19 protein-coding genes and 1 other annotated feature are annotated in these 18,165 nt (G+C 56.9%); of the genes, 10 read left to right on the top strand and 9 right to left on the bottom strand.

What is annotated here, in order from left to right; translation table 11 throughout:
- Nucleotides 1–42: 42 nt before the first annotated feature.
- The 5 genes from N7V53_RS18075 to N7V53_RS18055 all read right to left on the bottom strand — a co-directional run bounded on the left by N7V53_RS18075 (nucleotide 43) and on the right by N7V53_RS18055 (nucleotide 3,343).
- Nucleotides 43–2,082, bottom strand: coding sequence for a replication endonuclease (locus N7V53_RS18075; RefSeq protein WP_279794330.1), 2,040 nt, complete (start codon nucleotides 2,080–2,082; stop codon nucleotides 43–45).
- A complete protein-coding gene (locus tag N7V53_RS18070; RefSeq protein ID WP_124967547.1) occupies nucleotides 2,083–2,304 on the bottom strand; it encodes a TraR/DksA C4-type zinc finger protein in 222 nt (73 codons plus the stop codon).
- The gene (locus N7V53_RS18065; RefSeq protein ID WP_279794329.1) at nucleotides 2,304–2,531 is read right to left on the bottom strand and encodes a DUF2732 family protein; all 228 of its coding nucleotides are present in this window, start codon (nucleotides 2,529–2,531) and stop codon (nucleotides 2,304–2,306) included. The genes N7V53_RS18070 and N7V53_RS18065 overlap by 1 nt, the downstream gene beginning before the upstream one ends.
- Before the next feature lie 66 nt (nucleotides 2,532–2,597).
- Nucleotides 2,598–2,936: a DUF5347 domain-containing protein gene (locus N7V53_RS18060; protein ID WP_023480646.1), complete on the bottom strand. Its 339-nt coding sequence runs from the start codon at nucleotides 2,934–2,936 to the stop codon at nucleotides 2,598–2,600.
- A gap of 38 nt (nucleotides 2,937–2,974) precedes the next feature.
- Complete coding sequence (locus N7V53_RS18055; RefSeq protein WP_023480610.1) at nucleotides 2,975–3,343, bottom strand: hypothetical protein; 369 nt, start codon at nucleotides 3,341–3,343, stop codon at nucleotides 2,975–2,977.
- Between the two features lie 115 nt (nucleotides 3,344–3,458).
- On the opposite strand from N7V53_RS18055, the gene N7V53_RS18050 reads away from it, so the two are divergent.
- The 7 genes from N7V53_RS18050 to N7V53_RS18020 all read left to right on the top strand — a co-directional run bounded on the left by N7V53_RS18050 (nucleotide 3,459) and on the right by N7V53_RS18020 (nucleotide 10,731).
- Nucleotides 3,459–4,304 (top strand): helix-turn-helix domain-containing protein, encoded by an 846-nt coding sequence (locus N7V53_RS18050; RefSeq protein ID WP_279794328.1) that lies wholly within the window; start codon nucleotides 3,459–3,461, stop codon nucleotides 4,302–4,304.
- A gap of 6 nt (nucleotides 4,305–4,310) precedes the next feature.
- On the top strand, nucleotides 4,311–5,360 hold the full coding sequence (locus N7V53_RS18045) for a site-specific integrase (RefSeq protein WP_279794327.1): 1,050 nt from the start codon (nucleotides 4,311–4,313) through the stop codon (nucleotides 5,358–5,360).
- Nucleotides 5,361–5,561: 201 nt separating this feature from the next.
- Nucleotides 5,562–6,002 (top strand): DUF2946 domain-containing protein, encoded by a 441-nt coding sequence (locus tag N7V53_RS18040; protein ID WP_279794326.1) that lies wholly within the window; start codon nucleotides 5,562–5,564, stop codon nucleotides 6,000–6,002.
- 60 nt (nucleotides 6,003–6,062) lie between these two features.
- Nucleotides 6,063–7,406: a PepSY-associated TM helix domain-containing protein gene (locus N7V53_RS18035; protein ID WP_279794324.1), complete on the top strand. Its 1,344-nt coding sequence runs from the start codon at nucleotides 6,063–6,065 to the stop codon at nucleotides 7,404–7,406.
- A 182-nt stretch (nucleotides 7,407–7,588) separates the two neighbouring features.
- Nucleotides 7,589–8,659 carry a 3-deoxy-7-phosphoheptulonate synthase AroF gene (aroF, locus tag N7V53_RS18030; protein ID WP_023480662.1) on the top strand — a complete coding sequence of 357 codons (1,071 nt, stop codon included), beginning with the start codon at nucleotides 7,589–7,591 and terminating at the stop codon, nucleotides 8,657–8,659.
- Nucleotides 8,660–8,668: 9 nt separating this feature from the next.
- Nucleotides 8,669–9,790 carry a bifunctional chorismate mutase/prephenate dehydrogenase gene (gene tyrA, locus N7V53_RS18025; RefSeq protein ID WP_270222395.1) on the top strand — a complete coding sequence of 374 codons (1,122 nt, stop codon included), beginning with the start codon at nucleotides 8,669–8,671 and terminating at the stop codon, nucleotides 9,788–9,790.
- Nucleotides 9,791–9,858: 68 nt separating this feature from the next.
- Nucleotides 9,859–10,731: an SMP-30/gluconolactonase/LRE family protein gene (locus N7V53_RS18020; protein WP_279794323.1), complete on the top strand. Its 873-nt coding sequence runs from the start codon at nucleotides 9,859–9,861 to the stop codon at nucleotides 10,729–10,731.
- On the opposite strand, the gene pheA is transcribed toward N7V53_RS18020, so the two are convergent.
- From pheA to bamD, 4 genes are all read right to left on the bottom strand, one after another.
- On the bottom strand, nucleotides 10,728–11,888 hold the full coding sequence (pheA, locus tag N7V53_RS18015; protein WP_270222394.1) for a bifunctional chorismate mutase/prephenate dehydratase: 1,161 nt from the start codon (nucleotides 11,886–11,888) through the stop codon (nucleotides 10,728–10,730). The two genes, N7V53_RS18020 and pheA, sit on opposite strands and share 4 nt — an antisense overlap.
- A gap of 22 nt (nucleotides 11,889–11,910) precedes the next feature.
- Nucleotides 11,911–12,036: a sequence feature (Phe leader region), on the bottom strand.
- Nucleotides 11,985–12,035: a pheA operon leader peptide PheL gene (pheL, locus tag N7V53_RS18010; RefSeq protein ID WP_200134660.1), complete on the bottom strand. Its 51-nt coding sequence runs from the start codon at nucleotides 12,033–12,035 to the stop codon at nucleotides 11,985–11,987. (Overlaps the previous feature by 51 nt.)
- Before the next feature lie 98 nt (nucleotides 12,037–12,134).
- Nucleotides 12,135–12,473 (bottom strand): ribosome-associated translation inhibitor RaiA, encoded by a 339-nt coding sequence (raiA, locus tag N7V53_RS18005; RefSeq protein ID WP_023480581.1) that lies wholly within the window; start codon nucleotides 12,471–12,473, stop codon nucleotides 12,135–12,137.
- A gap of 268 nt (nucleotides 12,474–12,741) precedes the next feature.
- The gene (bamD, locus tag N7V53_RS18000; protein WP_023480633.1) at nucleotides 12,742–13,479 is read right to left on the bottom strand and encodes an outer membrane protein assembly factor BamD; all 738 of its coding nucleotides are present in this window, start codon (nucleotides 13,477–13,479) and stop codon (nucleotides 12,742–12,744) included.
- A 131-nt stretch (nucleotides 13,480–13,610) separates the two neighbouring features.
- Between bamD and rluD the strand changes: the two genes are divergently transcribed.
- The 3 genes from rluD to clpB all read left to right on the top strand — a co-directional run bounded on the left by rluD (nucleotide 13,611) and on the right by clpB (nucleotide 18,021).
- Nucleotides 13,611–14,591 carry a 23S rRNA pseudouridine(1911/1915/1917) synthase RluD gene (gene rluD / locus N7V53_RS17995; protein WP_270222393.1) on the top strand — a complete coding sequence of 327 codons (981 nt, stop codon included), beginning with the start codon at nucleotides 13,611–13,613 and terminating at the stop codon, nucleotides 14,589–14,591.
- Nucleotides 14,588–15,319 (top strand): purine nucleoside phosphorylase YfiH, encoded by a 732-nt coding sequence (gene yfiH / locus N7V53_RS17990; RefSeq protein WP_279794321.1) that lies wholly within the window; start codon nucleotides 14,588–14,590, stop codon nucleotides 15,317–15,319. Before rluD ends, yfiH begins: the two co-directional genes overlap by 4 nt.
- Nucleotides 15,320–15,447: 128 nt before the next feature.
- A complete protein-coding gene (gene clpB / locus N7V53_RS17985; RefSeq protein WP_023480639.1) occupies nucleotides 15,448–18,021 on the top strand; it encodes an ATP-dependent chaperone ClpB in 2,574 nt (857 codons plus the stop codon).
- Nucleotides 18,022–18,165 lie beyond the last annotated feature (144 nt).

Raw genomic sequence — 18,165 nt, 5'->3', positions numbered from 1 at the left:
GGCTGGATATTTATGGGAAGCGAAGATTATTTTGTCTAATCACTATGTCGCTGATAAAAAAACAGTATTGTGAAGTGACAAATATTCTGACCATCTATCGCTTGCCAAAAAGTCATTATTCTCAAAGATGTTGAGATCGGTTTTTAACCTCCCGTTTCGTTCACTGAGGATCCCTTCCCGCAGCCGGCGAGTGAGTTGCCGCCGTTCATAATTCGTTAGCGGTTTACCCGGCTCGAAGGGCGTACAGTTATTGACAGAACTCCAAGCGGGCGCAGCCGCGCCCTGAAAAACCGCCGCCGCGCGCTTCGGCACAATGGTCCACTTCTTCAGACGCGTCAGCACCGGTGAACCGCTGCCGATGGCGGTGTCATACACGCCGCGAATACGAACCGTCGGTTCGCCGTACTGGTTAAACTCCTCCTCTGCCTGATACAAGGTGCGTACCTGCAGATCGTCACGACGCACGAACGGGCCACCCTGAGCGTTAACGTAGCCAGCCCAGTCGCCGTTATCGGCGGCATCATGTACTTCGGCGAACTCCACGCTCAGCCCTTTGGCCGTGGCGCTGTCGGCCATTTTGCGTAACTCCCGGTAGACGGTGACCGGCGCGCCGCCGACAAACTGGAACTGGCGGATATGCCAGCGCGCCGCCCAGGCGGAGACCGCGCAGGCGCTCTCTTTCAGCGGCGCGTCCGTTTCGTGGTCGGTTTCATTATCCAGCGCGTAGCCGTCGATATTCTTGGCGATATACTTCGCCACATATCCTGTCGCGCTCCCTTTTTGCGCATCGATCGCTTCGGCATGAAAACGGGCTTTCCGCGCCTTGTCGCTGCGCAGCTCCTCGCTATCTTGCTGGTGGGCAAAATCACGCAGGATCTCGCGCACCTTCTCTCTCTCCTGCGGCTGCATAAACAGCAGCAGATGCCAGTGTGGAGTGCCATCGTGATGCGGCTCCGCAACGCGAATACCAAAAATGCGCAGGCCATCGCGGTGCAGCCTGGCGCGAATGCGCGCCCACAGACGAGTGAAGTAACCCTGGGTTTGCGCCGGGCTGGCGCCGTTCCATTTCAGGTTGCGATGCCCGGTGTGGGAGGTGGCGTGAAAGGCGGCTGGGGCGGTCAGCGTGTAAAACTCACCGACGTAGCCAAGGGATTGACAGATAGTTTCGAAACCGCGGATGCGCGTCATCAGCTCGCAGCGGCGGATCGCCGGGTTGGCTATCGACCCATCATACTTATCAATCAGGCTGATGCGGTTTCCCTCTTCATCCTCCAGCTCCATGCTTTTGAGAAATGCGCGGTGGCGGCGCTTTTGTTCGCGCCAGCTGGTGATGCAGTCCCGGCTGGCGTAGGGCTGCGTTTTACGGCTGACCACGCCCAGCGCGATGTGCAGATGCTCGCGCCACTGAGCCGCTGCGCGGCGAAGATGACCGCGCCACCACTGTTCACTGAAAAGACGGATCACCGCCGGGGCGAGATCCTCCGCGCAGACGCGGTGTTGCGTCACGCGCTGCCAGTGCGGCGGGGTGATATTAAATTGCAGGGCGATAAGAGCAGCGTGGTGATACCAGCGGTGCAGGGTTTTCAGCTCGGTCTGCTCATCGGCATCGATATCTGCCAGCTCGCCGCGGATAAAGTGGGCGATATCTTCTGCCAGGCGATCGACGCTGGCCCGGTTGCAGTCCGCTAACTGGTTATAGCGGTGAACCAGATCGACCAACTGGCCAGCCAGCGCCTGCTGGAAAGCCGTATCAAAATGGCTATTGAAAACTGCCTTTGAGACGCGTGATTGCAGGCCATCGAGCTGGTAGCGAGCATTCACCGCCTTCAGCCGTGGCAGAGTTTGCCTGGCGAAGCGCAGCAGAAAGGCGTGCGCCCGCGCAGCGCCATGCGCCTTTTCCAGCGCTTGCTCTGTGCGGCTGATGGAGAGGCGCACGCAGCCAGGTTGCAGCGCCAGTGCATGACGCGCCTGCAGCACCGCCGCAATGTGCTGATTGCGGCGGTGCTGTTCTGCGTGGGTCAGGTAGGGGCTGGCAATAGCGCTGCGCGGCGCGTTCCAGGGGTAGGCCAGGCTGACAGCCACTTATCCTCTCCTGAAGTGCTTATCTTTCAGTTCGGCGATCTGCTGGCAGCTGACGCAGCAGGTCACGCCCGGCAGCGCCATGCGACGCGCCTCGGGGATCGGCATGTCGCAGCATTCGCAGGTTAAGCGTGAAGGGAGGAGTAAACGGCGGCGGGCGTGCAGGATATGCCGCTCGCGCTCCTCCATTTCGCGTTGTTGAACGCCATCCATTTCATCGGCCATCAGTGCAGCTCCAGCGCCTGGTTATCGATATGAGTCGCCTCCTGGCGCAACAGCTCGGCGGCGTCGCTCCAGTCGAGGCGCTGGGAGGCAATAAAGCTCGCCAGCGTATCAAGGCGGGCAGAAACGGCCCCGGCGCAGCGCAGGCGTTCGTTATTGCGGGCTTCAGCCAGCAGCAGCGTGACTTCATCGCCGCTGCGGGTGGGGGAGTGAATCGCGGTCTTTCTCATGGTAACTCTCCTGATTTTGGGCAAAGGGATGCCCGACGGGTTGACGTCCTGGGTTGAAAGTTGGGGTTAAAGCGGCATGGTTAGCCGTTTCGGAAACAGGCTGACGACGGCGCGAAAGTGGTTCATGGCGGCGATCAGCGCGCGCTTCTCCTCGAGGGTAAGCTGATGCGGGTCGAGCGCCTGGCGAGCGGTGGGGACGCGGGCGAGAAAGAAGATCGCCGCCAGCGCCCGGGCATTTGCCTCATACTGCTCATCGCGTCTGTCGCGCATATCGTCGATAAAGTTCGCCACCTCGCTCCAGCTGTCGCCCCAGTGGCGACCGCGAAGTTCGCTGATGTGGTTTAACCCGGTAAGCCGCTCGCCGGCACTCAGCGGTGCGCTGGCGGCAGGTGAGGTGATCGCCATAGATCCTCCTGCGTGAGCGTGAACTCGCAAATGCAAAATTAACCGAATGAGGTGGCGGAGCGCCGATCGATGTAGCGGCAATCGATAGCCTGCTGCGTTAATTTATCGCGCCAGGCTTTGACATTTATCAACGTGCGGCTGCGTTTACCGGCATCGTTATGCTCGCGGGTAGGGGCTTTAAGCAGCACGCCCTCATCGAGCCACTGCCACACCAGACGCTCGCTGATGCCGCGCATTGCGGCGAAATCCTTCACCGTCATCGCATCGGACATCGCTGAGCGGATCAGGGTTTGCAGCGCCGGCAGCAGGGCAGACATCAGCTCATCCATCTGTCCATGCGAAAAGGTGCTGAATTGCATTTGAGAGCCGGATAACGGATGCGACGGCATTGATTTTGCATCTGACATATCGCATTATCTCCTGTTGTTTGAAATGTAGTGCACTGCTGTGCATTTTGGTCGATGAACAGCAATATAAATCGCAAATGCGATTGTGTAAATCACTTTTTCGATGTTGGTGTCCATGAGTGAAAACAAGATGAGTGTTCAGGATGTGGTGGATCGCATTGCAGCGTCCTACTCCGTATCCAGTCAGAAAGCGCTTGCCGAGGCGCTGGATGTGCCGGCGAACAATATCAGCAGCTGGATCCAGCGGGAAAGCGTGCCCTATAAAGCGGTGGTCAAATGCGCGCTGGATACCGGCGCGGATCTGCACTGGCTGGTAAACGGTGAGTTTGCAAATGCGAATCTGGTCGAGAAGCCGCAGGTAAAAGGCAAGGCATTGTATGAGGAGATCCTCTCGGCGGGCGGACGCCCGGTGCTGCGTCGCATTCTTGATGCCTATGGCTTCCAGATGCAAAAGGATCTGGGCGATTTGCTCGATATCTCTTCAGGCACCATCAGCACCTGGGTGCGCCGGGACTTCTTCCCCGGTGATGTGGTCGTCACCTGCGCGCTGGATACCGGCGTCTCGCTGAAGTGGCTGGCAACCGGGCAGGGTGAGATGTATCCGGCGCCGGCTGCTGCGCAGAACGATGCTGTTATTACCATTCCGAAATTCCGCCATGAGTCTGGCGAGCTGAAAGAGGCAGGCGTCTGGACATTAGATCCTTCGCTGGCGCCAGCAGCTACCGATAGCCTGCGCTTTATTGACGGGCTGCATGCCGGCTGGCTGGTGGATACCGCCGCGCAGAAGATTGGCAACGGGCGCTGGGTGATTGGCATTGATGATGCGCTGGATGTCTTTGATGTCGTGCGTTTGCCCGGCGGCAAAGTGCGTCTGAGCAATAACGCGGTCGATTTTGAGTGCGGCGTAGCGGAGATCGAACCGTTCGGCGTGGTGCTCTTCACGCTGGAAAAGCATGTGTAAGCGGCAATGACGGTAAGCAAACAGAAGGGCGGAAAGTGGCTCTGCGAAGTCTATCCGCAGGGGCGCGACGGGCGGCGTATCCGCAAACAGTTCGCCACCAAAGGCGAAGCTGAAGCCTTTGAAACCTGGGCGAAGCGGGAAGCTGAAGAGAAACCCTGGCTCGGCGAGAAGGCCGACCGCCGCCGCTTAAGCGAGCTGATTGCGCTGTGGTACAAGCTGCACGGTCAGTCGCTGGCGGCGAGCAAATCGCGGCTGGCGAAGCTGGAGATTGTCTGCCGCGGGCTGGGCGATCCCATCGCCGCACAGCTGACGGCGAAAGCCTGGGCCCACTACCGCGATAAGCGCCTGAGCGGTGAGATCGACAATGGCTATACGCCGGACCCGGCAAAGTGGAAAGTGAAGCCCATCACCGTCAACCGCGAGCAGCACTACCTTAGCGCGGTGTTTAATGAACTCACCCGGCTGGGCGAGTGGTCGCTGCCTAATCCGCTGGAGAGCGTGCGGCCGTTTCGCGAAAAAGAGCGCGAGATGAGCTGGCTAACGCAGGCGCAGATCGCCGAACTGCTGGCGGCCTGTGTCCGTTTCGGCAATGTCGATTTAACGCGGGTAGTGAAAATTTGTCTCGCCACCGGCGCGCGCTGGCGGGAAGCAGAATCTCTCACCCGCACCCAGCTGGTACCCAATAAGCTTACTTTTGTTAAAACCAAAGGCGGCAGGAACCGCACCGTGCCGATCCCGCAGTGGCTGTTCGACGAGCTGGCTCCGCTCGAGGGAGCGCTGTTTCAGCCCTGTTATGCCGACTTCACCCGTATGCTGGCCACTACCTCTCTGGCCCTTGCCGAGGGGCAGAAAACCCACGTTCTGCGCCACACCTTCGCCTCGCACTTTATGATGAATGGCGGCAATATCCTCGTGCTGCAACGCATCCTTGGCCATGCCAATATTCGTGAAACCATGCGTTATGCCCACTTCGCTCCCGATCACCTCGAAGAGGCGGTGACGCTCAACCCGCTGGCGGCATTTAATGGCGGCAACGTGGCGGCAGAAGATGCATAACCCTGCATTTCGCTGCACTTAACTTGCCTGGCGTACCGGGAAAATCAGCGTTCAGGCCAGATGGCGTGGGCGGGCCTGCAAAAGCGGCTTAACTAACTTATCTGGCCTTTTTACGCCACGCCGTTTTGTCTCTTCGGGTAAAATTATTAACCTTCTGGTGATGTTTAATTTACAATGCCGCTTCGACCTGAAGGAGACGCGGTGAAGCACGTTTTTCATCTTACGAGAGCCCAACGCTCAGCCCTGTGGCTGGCGCTGTTTGCGATCCTGCTGATCCTCGTCGCCCCCCTTATTTCTACTGCCCTGCAAAAAGATCCGATGAGCGCGATGCCCGGTATGCATCATGAGATGAGTATGCCGATGCCCGCGCAGAACGATCATGCACACCACGATCATTCACACCATGAGATGTCGCAGCCGGAGAGCCCGCCGCCTGCCATGCCGCTCGACCATGCCGAAGCGTGTGGTTACTGTGTGTTGCTGGCCCATGTTCCCGGCCTGATTTTCCTGCTTGTTCTGCTGCTGCTGGGACGCGTGCTGCGCGTGACCTGCGTGCCTGCCCGCACGCGCCCGCGGTTGTGGCACTTTATCCCCTGGCTTTGGCCGGACACCCGCGCGCCGCCATCTTTACGCTTTTCCTGACCCCAAAATAGTGTTCCGCCTGCGCGGAATGGCACACCTTTGCGCTTTTTGAGGAAAAGTATGACTTCCTGCACCCCTCGTGCGGCGTGGCTTAACCTGCTGCGACGCCTCCATTTCTATATTGGCCTGTTTGTTGGCCCCTTTATCTTTATCGCCGCGTTGAGCGGCACGCTCTACGTTGCCACGCCGCAGCTGGAGAACTCGCTTTATCACGATGCGCTGTATGGCGTGGAGAGCAGCGAGCGGCAACCGCTGGCCGACCAGCTTCGCGTCGCCGAACAGGTGACGGGCGGCCATCTGCGCTTACAGGCAGTGCGCCCCGGCCTGAGCGGCAATGAAACGACGCGGATGATGTTTGCTGACCCGCAGCTTGGCGTCTCCGAGAGCCGGGCGATTTTTGTCGATCCGGTGACGTTACAGGTGAAAGGGGATATGACCGTTTACGGCACCAGCGGTATTTTGCCGCTGCGCCAGTGGATTGATTATCTTCACCGCTCGCTGCTGCTGGGCGATACCGGCAGGCTCTACAGTGAGCTGGCGGCGTCGTGGATGTGGATCGCCGCGCTCGGCGGCATTGCGCTGTGGTTTTTTACCCGGCCGAAGCGGCGCATCAATAACCGCGTGCAAAACCATCGCCGCCTGCACGTCATGCTCGGCTGGCTACTGCTGGCCGGGATGCTGCTCTTCTCTGCTACCGGCCTGACCTGGTCGCAATGGGCGGGCGGCAACGTCGATAAACTTCGCGCTGCATTTAACTGGATGACACCGCAGGTGAATACGCAGCTTCAGGGCGAAGCCGCACCGGCCGATCCCCATGCCGAGCACCATATGCATCACGCAGGGATGGCGATGTCCGGCATGGCGCTCAACCCGGCACAACTTGACGCGGTGCTCGCCCGCGCACAGGCGGCCGGGATTACGGCGAAGAAAATTGAAATTCGCCCGCCGCGCGATACGGAACATGCCTGGACGGTCACGGAGATCGATCGCCGCTGGCCGACGCAGGTAGATGCGGTCGCCATTGCGGGGAGTTCGCTGGCAGTGATCGATCATGTGCACTTCGCCGATTTCCCGTTAATGGCGAAGCTGACACGCTGGGGTGTCGATTTCCATATGGGCGTGCTGTTCGGCATCTTAAATCAGCTGGTGCTGATCGCCTTTGGCAGCGCGCTGTGCGTGATGATTATCGTCGGCTATCGTTTGTGGTGGATCCGCCGTCCGGCGGCGAGCGAGACGTTGCTCCACGCCTGGCTGCAACTCCCCGTCGTGGGCCGCTGTGTAGTGCTGGTCGTCGCCTTGTTGCTGGGGCTGGCAATGCCGGTCATGGGCGGTAGTTTACTGCTGTTTATGCTGTTTGATGTTCTGCGCTGGCAGCGGAAAAAGCAGCCCGTTAACGCAGTGTAAAACGCCTGTGGCCGCCATCTGTAAAATTATAATTACAGTTGGCGGCCATATAAGCGCTATTAAAGTTGGTTGTGTAACGATATCTGTACGATTTGTGGATTGAAATCTTTACCTGATGTGATATGGTGTCAGCTCCCTCGCTTGAGGAAACCTATCGCACACGAGCCATACAGGATTTGATCATGCAAAAAGACGCGCTGAACAACGTACACATCACCGACGAGCAGGTTCTGATCACTCCGGAACAGCTGAAAACCGCATTCCCGCTGACCAGCGAACAAGAGGCGCAAATCGCGCAATCCCGCCAGACCATCTCCAATATCATTGCCGGGCGCGATCCGCGCCTGCTGGTGGTCTGCGGTCCTTGTTCCATTCACGACCCGGAAGCAGCGCTCGAGTACGCCCGTCGGTTTAAAACCCTTGCCGCAGAGGTCAGCGATAGCCTCTACCTGGTGATGCGCGTCTATTTTGAAAAACCCCGTACCACCGTTGGCTGGAAAGGGCTGATTAACGATCCGCATATGGATGGCTCGTTTGATGTGGAAGCTGGCCTGAAGATTGCGCGTCGTCTGCTGGTGGAATTGGTCAGCATGGGCCTGCCGCTGGCGACCGAAGCGCTCGATCCGAACAGCCCGCAGTTCCTCGGCGATCTCTTTAGCTGGTCAGCGATTGGCGCGCGTACTACGGAGTCACAAACCCACCGTGAAATGGCCTCCGGTTTGTCGATGCCGGTCGGCTTCAAAAACGGTACCGACGGTAGCCTCGCTACCGCCATCAATGCAATGCGCGCCGCTGCGATGCCGCACCGCTTTGTCGGCATCAACCAGGCCGGCCAGGTCTGCCTGCTGCAAACCCAGGGTAACCCGGATGGCCATGTGATCCTGCGCGGCGGCAAAGCGCCGAACTACAGCCCGGCGGATGTTGCGCAGTGTGAAAAAGAGATGCAGCAAGCGGGACTGAAACCGTCGCTGATGGTAGATTGCAGCCACGGGAATTCCAATAAAGATTACCGTCGCCAGCCTGCCGTTGCTGAGTCCGTTGTCGCGCAGATCAAAGATGGCAACCGTTCGATTACCGGCCTGATGATTGAGAGCAACATTCACGAAGGCAATCAATCATCCGAGCAGCCGCGCTGTGATATGAAGTACGGTGTTTCTGTTACCGATGCCTGCATTAGCTGGGAGGCAACCGAAGCGCTGCTGCGTGAAATCGACAGCGATCTGCGCAATAGCCTGGCGGCGCGTTTTGCATAAGAGGGTGTTATGGTTGCTGAACTGACCGCGCTGCGCGATCAAATTGATGAAGTGGATAAGGCGCTGCTGGATCTGCTGGCGCGCCGGCTGGAACTGGTGGCGCAGGTGGGCGAAGTCAAAAGCCACTACGGGCTGCCGATTTACGTTCCCGAGCGTGAGGCTTCAATGCTGGCCTCGCGGCGTAAAGAGGCCGAGGCGCTGGGCGTGCCGCCGGATCTGATTGAGGATGTGCTGCGCCGCGTGATGCGCGAATCCTACTCCAGCGAAAACGACAAAGGGTTTAAAACGCTCTGTCCTGCGCTGCGTCCAGTCGTCATCGTTGGCGGCGGCGGCCAGATGGGGAAACTTTTTGGCAAAATGCTGACGCTCTCGGGCTACCAGGTGCGTACGCTGGAGAAAGAGGATTGGGCGCAGGCGGAAACGCTGCTGGCGGATGCGGGCATGGTGATTGTCAGCGTACCGATCCACGTCACCGAAGCGGTGATTGCGAAGCTACCGCCGCTGCCGGAGGATTGCATTCTGGTCGATCTGGCGTCGGTGAAAAGCGGTCCGTTACAAGCGATGTTGTCGGCGCATAATGGCCCGGTGCTCGGTCTGCACCCGATGTTTGGCCCGGACAGCGGTAGCCTCGCTAAGCAGGTAGTGGTGTGGTGTGATGGCCGTAAACCGGAAGCCTATCAGTGGTTCCTGGAACAGATTCAGGTGTGGGGCGCGCGGCTGCACCGCATCAGCGCCGTCGAGCACGATCAGAACATGGCCTTTATCCAGGCGCTGCGCCACTTTGCGACCTTCGCCTATGGCTTGCACCTGGCAGAAGAGAACGTGCAGCTTGAGCAGTTGCTGTCGCTCTCATCGCCGATTTATCGTCTTGAGCTGGCAATGGTTGGGCGCTTGTTCGCCCAGGATCCGCAGCTCTATGCCGACATTATTATGTCCTCGCCCGATAACCTGGCGCTGATCAAGCGTTACTACCAGCGCTTCGGCGAAGCGATTGGCCTGCTGGAGCAGGGCGATAAGCAGGCGTTTATCGACAGCTTCCGCAAAGTTGAACACTGGTTTGGCGATTATGCCCAGCGTTTTCAGAGCGAGAGCCGTACCCTGTTACGCCAGGCCAACGACAGCCGGGCGTAACTTCAAAAGCCGTTTATACTGAAAAGCCAGTGGTCACCCGCTGGCTTTTTTTATTTAAGGGATGCGCAATGGCTGAGTTGCAGAGACTGTTTGATTACACCGGACATTTACCTGAGTGTCCGACCTGGAGCGAAGCCGAACAGGCGCTCTACTGGGCTGATATTCTCGAAGGTGAAATCCACCGTTACCGGCTGGAGACGGGCGAGCATACGGTGCTCTCGTTCCCGGAAGAGGTGGGCTGCTTCGCGCTGCGTGAGAAGGGCGGTTTTATCGTCGCCATGCGGCAGGCCATCTGGCTGACGGACGAACGCGGGCTGCTGCGACAGAAAGTGTGCGATAACCCATCAAATCCGCAGCTGGCGCGTTTTAACGATGGCGGCACCGATCACCATGGGCGCTTTTATGCCGGCACCTTCTGGGCACCGGGCGATTACAACGGCGCGCTGCTGCTGCGCGTGGATAACGATCTGACGCCGAAAGTGGTGCAGTGCGATATTCACGGCGCAAACGGCCTGGCCTTCAGCCATGACAAACAGTGGATGTTCACCTCTGACACGCCGCACGGCGTGATTTACCGTACGCCGCTGGATGAGCAGGGCGAGCCAGGGCGGCGCGAGCTGTTCCGTCGCTTTAACCCGGGAGAAGGGATCCCGGACGGCGCGGCGATGGATGTCGAAGAGTGCTACTGGAGCGCAATGTATGACGGCTGGCGCATTGCGCGTTTCTCACCGCAGGGCGAACAACTGGAGGAGTACCGTTTGCCGGTGCGCTGCCCGACGATGGTTTGCTTTGGCGGGGCGGATATGAAAACCCTGTTTATCACCACCACCCGCGAAAATATGGATGAGCAAGAGATTGCCGATTATCCGCTTTCGGGGGCAATCTTCACCCTGCCTGTGTCGGTGGCAGGGATGAAGAAAGCGCTCTTTATCGAGCGTTAAACCGGATCGACCGGCACGACGTTTTCGCTGGGGTAGCAGCCCAGTACTTTCAGCGAGCGGGTGATGTTGCCCAGCTCGCGTAGCGCTTTTTGCATCGCGCTGGCGTGCAGGTTGGCCTGAATATCCAGATAGAACATCTCTTCCCACGGATTACCGTGGATCGGGCGCGACTCAAGCTTGGTCATGATCAAGTTGTGGTTGCGCAGCACCAACAGCGCTTCTACCAGTGCACCCGCCTGTTGCCCGGTCGCCATCAGTAGCGTGGTTTTCGCCGGTACCTGCTCAGAGACATCAATCGCTTTACGCGCCAGCACCACAAAACGGGTGATGTTCTGCGTCTGGTTTGCCAGGTTGCGCTCCAGCACCTGTAAACCATACAGCGCGCCGCCCGGTTCATTGCCCAGCGCCGCGACGTGCGGTGAGTTCAGTTGCGCGACTTTCTCCATCGCCGCCGAGGTGCTTTCACAATACTCAATCTTCCAGTGCGGATAGCGGTTCAGGAACTGGCTGCACTGCTGGAACGGTTGCGGATGGCTGTAGACCGTCTGGATCTGCTCAAGAGTTGTGGTACCTGATACCAGCACGCAGTGGTCGATCGGCACAGTCAGCTCGCCAACAATCGACAGGCTGGTGTGCTGAAGCAGATCGTAGACATCGTTAATCGCGCCAGAGCTGGTGTTCTCCAGCGGCACGACGGCGTAATCCGCCTGGCCGGTTTCGACCTGGTTAAAAATATCCTGAAAACGCGCGCAGCCGCTCTCGATAAACTGTTCGAAATGGCGTGCGGCATACTGCCGCGCGGCAAGATGCGAATAGGAGCCTTTTGGGCCAAGAAATGCGATGCGCGCAGAGCGTGGATTGATGTTGTTGAGGTGGTGCTGGAGCAGAGCTTGCTGGGTGAGAACAGAGTCTTCAATGATGAGCTGAAACAGGCGGGTGATGTAATGGGCATCTAAATGATGCGTTTTGCCAAGCTCGATTAAATGTTCCAGCAGGGCCCGCTCTCTGTCTATATCGCGTACCGGGCGGTGGGAGGCGAGTTTCGCTTTGCCAACTTCAACGGAGAGCTGGCGGCGCTCGGCCAGCAGCGTCAGCAACTGCTCGTCGAGCGCGCTGATCTTCACGCGTAAATCCAGTAAGGGGTTTTCAGCCGTCATGTTGTTGCCTTTCATTGTTATCAATAAAAAAGCCTCCCGGCTTGGGAGGCTTTATTGTTCGTCTTCGCACTTTTTCTCACAAAACGAATCGCCTCCCTAACTGGGGAAGGTAAAAAAGAGTGCGAAGAGAAACGGGGTAGTTTTCATCATTTTTCCTGTTGAGCGAGGGAGTTAAAGTAACTGCTCTCTTTTCGCTCTGTCAATAAAAAACGCGCCCGCAGGCGCGTTGGAAACTCAATGTAGAGACTACTCTTCTTCTTCTTCAACGAAGTTGGCATCTTTCACCGATGTTGCGGCGCGACGCGCTTCGCCTTTGTGCTGCACTTTATTGAGCTGCCGTTCCAGCTTGTTGATCAAATCGTTGATGGCGATATACATATCATCGTGTTTAGCGCTGGCGACAAGCTGCCCGTTAGGCGTGTTGATGGTCGCATCGGCGGTAAAACCCTGTGGCTCTTTAGAGAGGACGATATGGGGATTAATCAGCTGAGTTTGCCATTTATCCAGTTTGGCGAGACGGTCGGTGACATGCTGGCGGATTGCCGGAGTAATTTCCATTTGTTTACTGGTAATGTTCATTGTCATACATCTTACCTCTCTGTCTTTCCGTCTAAGTCATTTCAGCATAGCGCGCCTAATGTCAAAATGTGTGATTAAAATCACGTAATTTTGTCACTTTTTGTCAAAGACGAGGGGTTTGTGAGGCAGGGCAGGAAGAGGGGAAATTTAGCTTGTCGGATGCGAAGTTAGCAGTCATAGTTGATAGGTTGCATCGGCGCGAAAGCGCGTCAGCCATGCATCCAACGGATAAAAAAACGGCAGCCCGCGGGCTGCCGTTTTGCGTTTACAGGCGTTATGCGTTGCTGTTATTGGCGGCGATAATTTTCGCCACTTTGTCAGCCTGCGCATTGAGCTGCAGCTCGCGGTAAGCGTGCTCCATCAATGGCAGCGCATCGCGCGTTGCTTTGGTATCCGGGAAATCACGCAGCATGCCTTCCACGCGATTGGTCACCGCAACCCACGCACCGCGATCGGTGTAGTACTGCGCGACGGAGTATTCATACTTCGCCAGGCGATCTTTCAGGTAGACCAGACGCTTGTTGGCATCGGTCGCATACTGACTTTGCGGATAACCGCGCACCAGACGTGAGAAGTCATTGAACGCATCACGCGCATGAGCCGGATCGCGATCGCTGCGGTCAACGCCGAAGAAGCCCTGTAGCGCGCTGTCATCAAGCGCCATGTTAGTCAACCCGCGCATATACATCACATAGTCGATGTTCGGATGCGTTGGGTTAAGACGAATAAAGCGATCGATGGCGGCCTGCGCCAGCGGCAGATCGGCGTTTTTGTAGTAGGCGTAGATAAGATCTAACTGCACTTGCTGGGAGTAAGGACCAAACGGATAACGATTATCCAGAGCTTCCAGTTGCGTTATTGCCGCCTTCCAGTTACCGTCTTGCAGCTTTTGCTGGGCGGTCGCGTAGATTTCGTTTGGTGGATTATCAGGTACCTCTTCCTTAGAACCGGAGCAACCTGCCAAAGCCAGACTTAACGTGGCGGCTGCCACCAGATATTTCAAGCGCGTCATAACGTTTAGACTTTCCTCAGAATGTTCATGCGGGAGATTCTTTACTCCTGCTCCCGACTAAGACCAGCTACAATAGCACACTATATTAAACGGCGAAGCCGTAAAACCCAACGTTAACGAAGAAGCTGTATATGGCACAACTGGTACAACTCACCGCAACGGTATCCGAGAATCAACTCGGTCAACGCTTAGATCAGGCTTTGGCCGAATTGTTCCCTGATTATTCACGTTCGCGTATAAAAGAATGGATTCTTGATCAGCGCGTGCTGGTCAACGATGTCGTTAGCGACAAACCGAAAGAGAAAGTGTTGGGCGGTGAGCGCATTGCCATCAATGCGGAAATTGAAGAAGAAGCGCGCTTTGAGCCGCAGGATATTCCTCTCAATATCGTCTATGAAGATGACGATATTCTCGTCATTAATAAGCCGCGCGACTTTGTCGTGCACCCCGGTGCCGGTAATCCTGACGGTACCGTGCTGAATGCGCTGCTTCACTACTATCCGCCGATTGTCGACGTACCGCGCGCTGGTATTGTGCACCGTCTGGATAAAGACACCACTGGCTTGATGGTTGTAGCGAAAACCGTTCCGGCGCAAACCCGGCTGGTCGAATCTTTGCAGCTGCGTGAAATCACCCGTGAATATGAAGCGGTTGCCATTGGTCATATGACTGCCGGCGGTACGGTGGAGGAGCCTATCAGCCGCCATCCGACCAAACGCACCCATATGTCCGTTCACCCGATGGGCAAACCGGCCGTCACGCACTACCGCATTATGGAGCATTTCCGTATCCATACGCGCCTGCGCCTGCGTCTTGAAACCGGCCGTACGCACCAGATCCGTGTGCATATGGCGCATATCACCCATCCGCTGGTGGGCGATCAGCTTTACGGCGGTCGTCCTCGTCCGCCGAAAGGCGCGTCGGATGAATTTATTGATGCGCTGCGCAAGTTTGATCGTCAGGCGCTGCACGCGACTATGCTGCGTCTGTACCATCCAATTAGCGGTATCGAAATGGAGTGGCATGCGCCAATTCCACAGGATATGGTCGATCTTATCGCCGCGATGCGCGCGGATTTTGAAACCCATAAGGATGATGTCGCCTGGTTATGACCAAACTGATCGTCCCGGACTGGCCGCTGCCGAAAGGCGTGGCGGCCTGTAGCTCAACGCGTATCGGCGGTGTAAGCCTGCCGCCCTATGATGCCATGAACCTCGGCGCGCACTGCGGCGACAATAATGAGCATGTCGAAGAGAACCGCGCTCGCCTGTTTGCGGCTGCCGGGTTGCCTTCAAAACCGGTCTGGCTTGAGCAGGTGCACGGCACGGCGGTATTGAAGCTCGACAGTGAGCCTTATGCCTCGAAACGCGCGGATGCTTCATACAGCAACACGCCGGGCACGGTGTGCGCGGTGATGACCGCCGACTGCCTGCCGGTGCTGTTTTGTAACCGGGATGGCAGTGAAGTGGCGGCAGCGCACGCTGGCTGGCGCGGACTGTGCGGCGGCGTGCTGGAAGAGACGGTAGCCTGTTTTGCCGACAAACCTGAAAATCTGCTGGCATGGCTTGGCCCGGCGATTGGTCCGGACGCGTTCGAAGTGGGCCCGGAAGTGCGTGAGGCATTTATGGCTCACGATGCCGCAGCCGAAAGCGCATTTCGCCCGCAGGGTGAGAAATATTTCGCTGATATTTATCAACTGGCGCACCAGCGGCTGGCAAGCGTCGGCGTCGAGCATATCTACGGCGGCGAACACTGCACCTTCAGGCAGCAGAGTGATTTTTTCTCATACCGTCGGGACAAGACGACCGGGCGTATGGCAAGTTTCATTTGGCTGATATAACCTAACGAATCAAGACGATCCAGTGCGCGTAAGTTTTCTTCGCATAAATCAGGTCATTCACCTTGAATAATTGAGGGATGACCTCATTTAATCTCCAGTAGCAAATTTGACCTGTTATGGGAGGAGTTATGCGTCTGGATCGTCTTACTAATAAATTCCAGCTTGCTCTTGCCGATGCCCAGTCGCTCGCACTGGGGCACGACAACCAATTCATCGAACCACTTCATTTAATGAGCGCCTTACTGAACCAGGAAGGCGGTTCGGTTCAACCTTTATTAACCTCTGCCGGCGTCAATGCTGGCCAGTTACGTATTGCTATCGAACAGGCGCTGAGCCGCTTACCGCAGGTAGAAGGTACCGGCGGTGATGTGCAGCCTTCGCAGGATTTGATGCGCGTGCTTAACCTTTGCGACAAGCTGGCGCAAAAACGGGGTGATAACTTTATTTCGTCAGAGCTGTTTGTTCTGGCTGCGCTGGAGTCACGCGGCACGCTGACGGATTTGCTGAAATCCGCTGGTGCAACGACCGCGAACGTGACCCAGGCTATCGAGCAAATGCGTGGGGGAGAGAACGTGAACGACCAGGGGGCTGAAGACCAACGTCAGGCCTTGAAAAAATTTACCGTCGATCTGACCGAGCGTGCCGAGCAGGGCAAACTTGACCCGGTCATCGGCCGTGACGAAGAGATCCGCCGTACCATTCAGGTTCTGCAGCGCCGTACCAAAAACAACCCGGTATTAATTGGTGAGCCTGGCGTTGGTAAAACCGCCATTGTAGAAGGGCTGGCGCAGCGCATTGTGAACGGCGAAGTGCCTGAAGGGCTTAAAGGCCGTCGCGTGCTGGCGCTGGATATGGGCGCGCTGGTCGCCGGGGCAAAATATCGCGGTGAGTTTGAGGAGCGCCTGAAAGGAGTGCTCAACGATCTCTCCAAACAGGAAGGGAACGTCATCCTGTTTATCGATGAATTGCATACCATGGTCGGTGCCGGTAAAGCCGACGGCGCAATGGATGCCGGGAATATGCTTAAACCGGCGCTGGCGCGCGGTGAGCTGCATTGCGTCGGCGCAACTACGCTTGATGAGTACCGTCAGTACATCGAGAAAGATGCCGCGCTGGAGCGTCGATTCCAGAAAGTGCTGGTGGCTGAACCCTCTGTTGAAGACACCATCGCTATTCTGCGCGGTCTGAAAGAGCGCTATGAGCTGCACCATCATGTGCAGATCACCGACCCGGCGATTGTTGCGGCGGCATCGCTCTCCCATCGCTACATCTCCGATCGCCAGTTACCGGATAAAGCCATCGACCTGATCGATGAAGCGGCATCCAGCATCCGTATGCAGATTGACTCGAAACCGGAAGAGCTCGACCGGCTCGACCGACGCATTATCCAGCTCAAGCTGGAACAGCGCGCGTTGATGAAAGAGTCTGATGAGGCGAGTAAAAAACGCCTCGATATGCTGAACGAAGAACTGGAAGAGAAAGAGCGTCAATACTCCTCCCTTGAAGAGGAGTGGAAGGCCGAAAAAGCTTCCCTTTCCGGCACACAGACCATTAAAGCAGAGCTTGAGCAGGCGAAAATCGCTATGGAACAGGCCCGTCGTAATGGCGACCTGGGCAGAATGTCTGAATTGCAGTACGGGAAAATCCCCGAGCTGGAGAAACAGCTGGCGGCGGCAACGCAGAGCGAAGGCAAAACCATGCGCCTGCTGCGTAACCGTGTAACCGATGCTGAGATTGCAGAAGTACTGGCGCGCTGGACCGGTATCCCCGTATCGCGAATGATGGAAGGTGAGCGCGAGAAACTGCTGCGCATGGAACACGATCTTCACCATCGCGTGATTGGTCAGGATGAGGCTGTCGATGCGGTCTCTAATGCCATTCGCCGTAGCCGCGCAGGGCTGTCCGATCCGAATCGCCCGATTGGTTCCTTCCTCTTCCTTGGGCCGACCGGGGTCGGGAAAACCGAGCTGTGCAAGGCGCTGGCAAACTTTATGTTTGATAGCGACGACGCCATGGTGCGTATCGACATGTCCGAGTTTATGGAGAAACACTCCGTGTCGCGGTTGGTCGGTGCGCCTCCGGGCTATGTCGGCTATGAAGAGGGCGGTTATCTGACGGAAGCGGTTCGTCGCCGTCCCTATTCCGTCATTCTGCTTGATGAGGTGGAGAAAGCGCATCCGGATGTCTTCAACATTCTGTTGCAGGTGCTTGACGACGGTCGGTTGACGGACGGGCAGGGCAGAACGGTGGACTTCCGTAATACGGTGGTCATCATGACTTCGAACCTGGGTTCCGATCTGATTCAGGAACGTTTTGGCGATCTCGATTACGGCCATATGAAAGAGCTGGTTATGGGCGTAGTGAGCCAGAGCTTCCGCCCTGAATTCATCAACCGTATAGATGAAGTCGTTGTGTTCCATCCATTAGGTGAAAAACACATTGCTTCTATTGCGCAGATTCAGTTGCAGCGTTTGTATAAACGTCTTGAGGAGCGCGGCTACAGTGTGACGCTTTCTGACGAGGCGCTGAAACTGCTTAGCGCCAATGGTTACGATCCGGTATATGGCGCACGGCCGTTGAAACGTGCGATCCAGCAACAGATTGAGAACCCGCTGGCGCAGCAGATCCTCTCCGGTACGCTGATTCCGGGCAAGCCGGTGCAGCTTGTGGTGAAAGATGACCGCATTGTTGCTGTTCAATAAAAGATAAAAACTGAAAAACGGGCCTCTTGGGGCCCGTTTTTGTTTAATAAAAGAGCAGAAATAGACTCTTTTCACAGTTTCTGCCTGGAAATTGAGCGAACGGTAACTTTTTTCAAATTAAGGGTTGTCAGGGAGAATTAACTG

The organism is Kosakonia sp. HypNH10 (assembly GCF_029850615.1).
Taxonomy (GTDB): domain Bacteria; phylum Pseudomonadota; class Gammaproteobacteria; order Enterobacterales; family Enterobacteriaceae; genus Kosakonia; species Kosakonia cowanii.
The sequence above is the reverse complement of the archived record's forward strand: the minus strand, read 5'-3'. Positions and strand labels throughout refer to the sequence as shown.

Coding starts and splice junctions, on each gene's coding strand:
- N7V53_RS18070 (WP_124967547.1), bottom strand. CDS start 2,304: ATGGCCGATGAAATGGATGGCGTTCAACAACGCGAAATGGAGGAGCGC.
- N7V53_RS18065 (WP_279794329.1), bottom strand. CDS start 2,531: ATGAGAAAGACCGCGATTCACTCCCCCACCCGCAGCGGCGATGAAGTC.
- N7V53_RS18060 (WP_023480646.1), bottom strand. CDS start 2,936: ATGGCGATCACCTCACCTGCCGCCAGCGCACCGCTGAGTGCCGGCGAG.
- N7V53_RS18055 (WP_023480610.1), bottom strand. CDS start 3,343: ATGTCAGATGCAAAATCAATGCCGTCGCATCCGTTATCCGGCTCTCAA.
- N7V53_RS18050 (WP_279794328.1), top strand. CDS start 3,459: ATGAGTGAAAACAAGATGAGTGTTCAGGATGTGGTGGATCGCATTGCA.
- N7V53_RS18045 (WP_279794327.1), top strand. CDS start 4,311: ATGACGGTAAGCAAACAGAAGGGCGGAAAGTGGCTCTGCGAAGTCTAT.
- N7V53_RS18035 (WP_279794324.1), top strand. CDS start 6,063: ATGACTTCCTGCACCCCTCGTGCGGCGTGGCTTAACCTGCTGCGACGC.
- aroF (WP_023480662.1), top strand. CDS start 7,589: ATGCAAAAAGACGCGCTGAACAACGTACACATCACCGACGAGCAGGTT.
- tyrA (WP_270222395.1), top strand. CDS start 8,669: ATGGTTGCTGAACTGACCGCGCTGCGCGATCAAATTGATGAAGTGGAT.
- N7V53_RS18020 (WP_279794323.1), top strand. CDS start 9,859: ATGGCTGAGTTGCAGAGACTGTTTGATTACACCGGACATTTACCTGAG.
- pheA (WP_270222394.1), bottom strand. CDS start 11,888: ATGACGGCTGAAAACCCCTTACTGGATTTACGCGTGAAGATCAGCGCG.
- raiA (WP_023480581.1), bottom strand. CDS start 12,473: ATGACAATGAACATTACCAGTAAACAAATGGAAATTACTCCGGCAATC.
- bamD (WP_023480633.1), bottom strand. CDS start 13,479: ATGACGCGCTTGAAATATCTGGTGGCAGCCGCCACGTTAAGTCTGGCT.
- rluD (WP_270222393.1), top strand. CDS start 13,611: ATGGCACAACTGGTACAACTCACCGCAACGGTATCCGAGAATCAACTC.
- yfiH (WP_279794321.1), top strand. CDS start 14,588: ATGACCAAACTGATCGTCCCGGACTGGCCGCTGCCGAAAGGCGTGGCG.
- clpB (WP_023480639.1), top strand. CDS start 15,448: ATGCGTCTGGATCGTCTTACTAATAAATTCCAGCTTGCTCTTGCCGAT.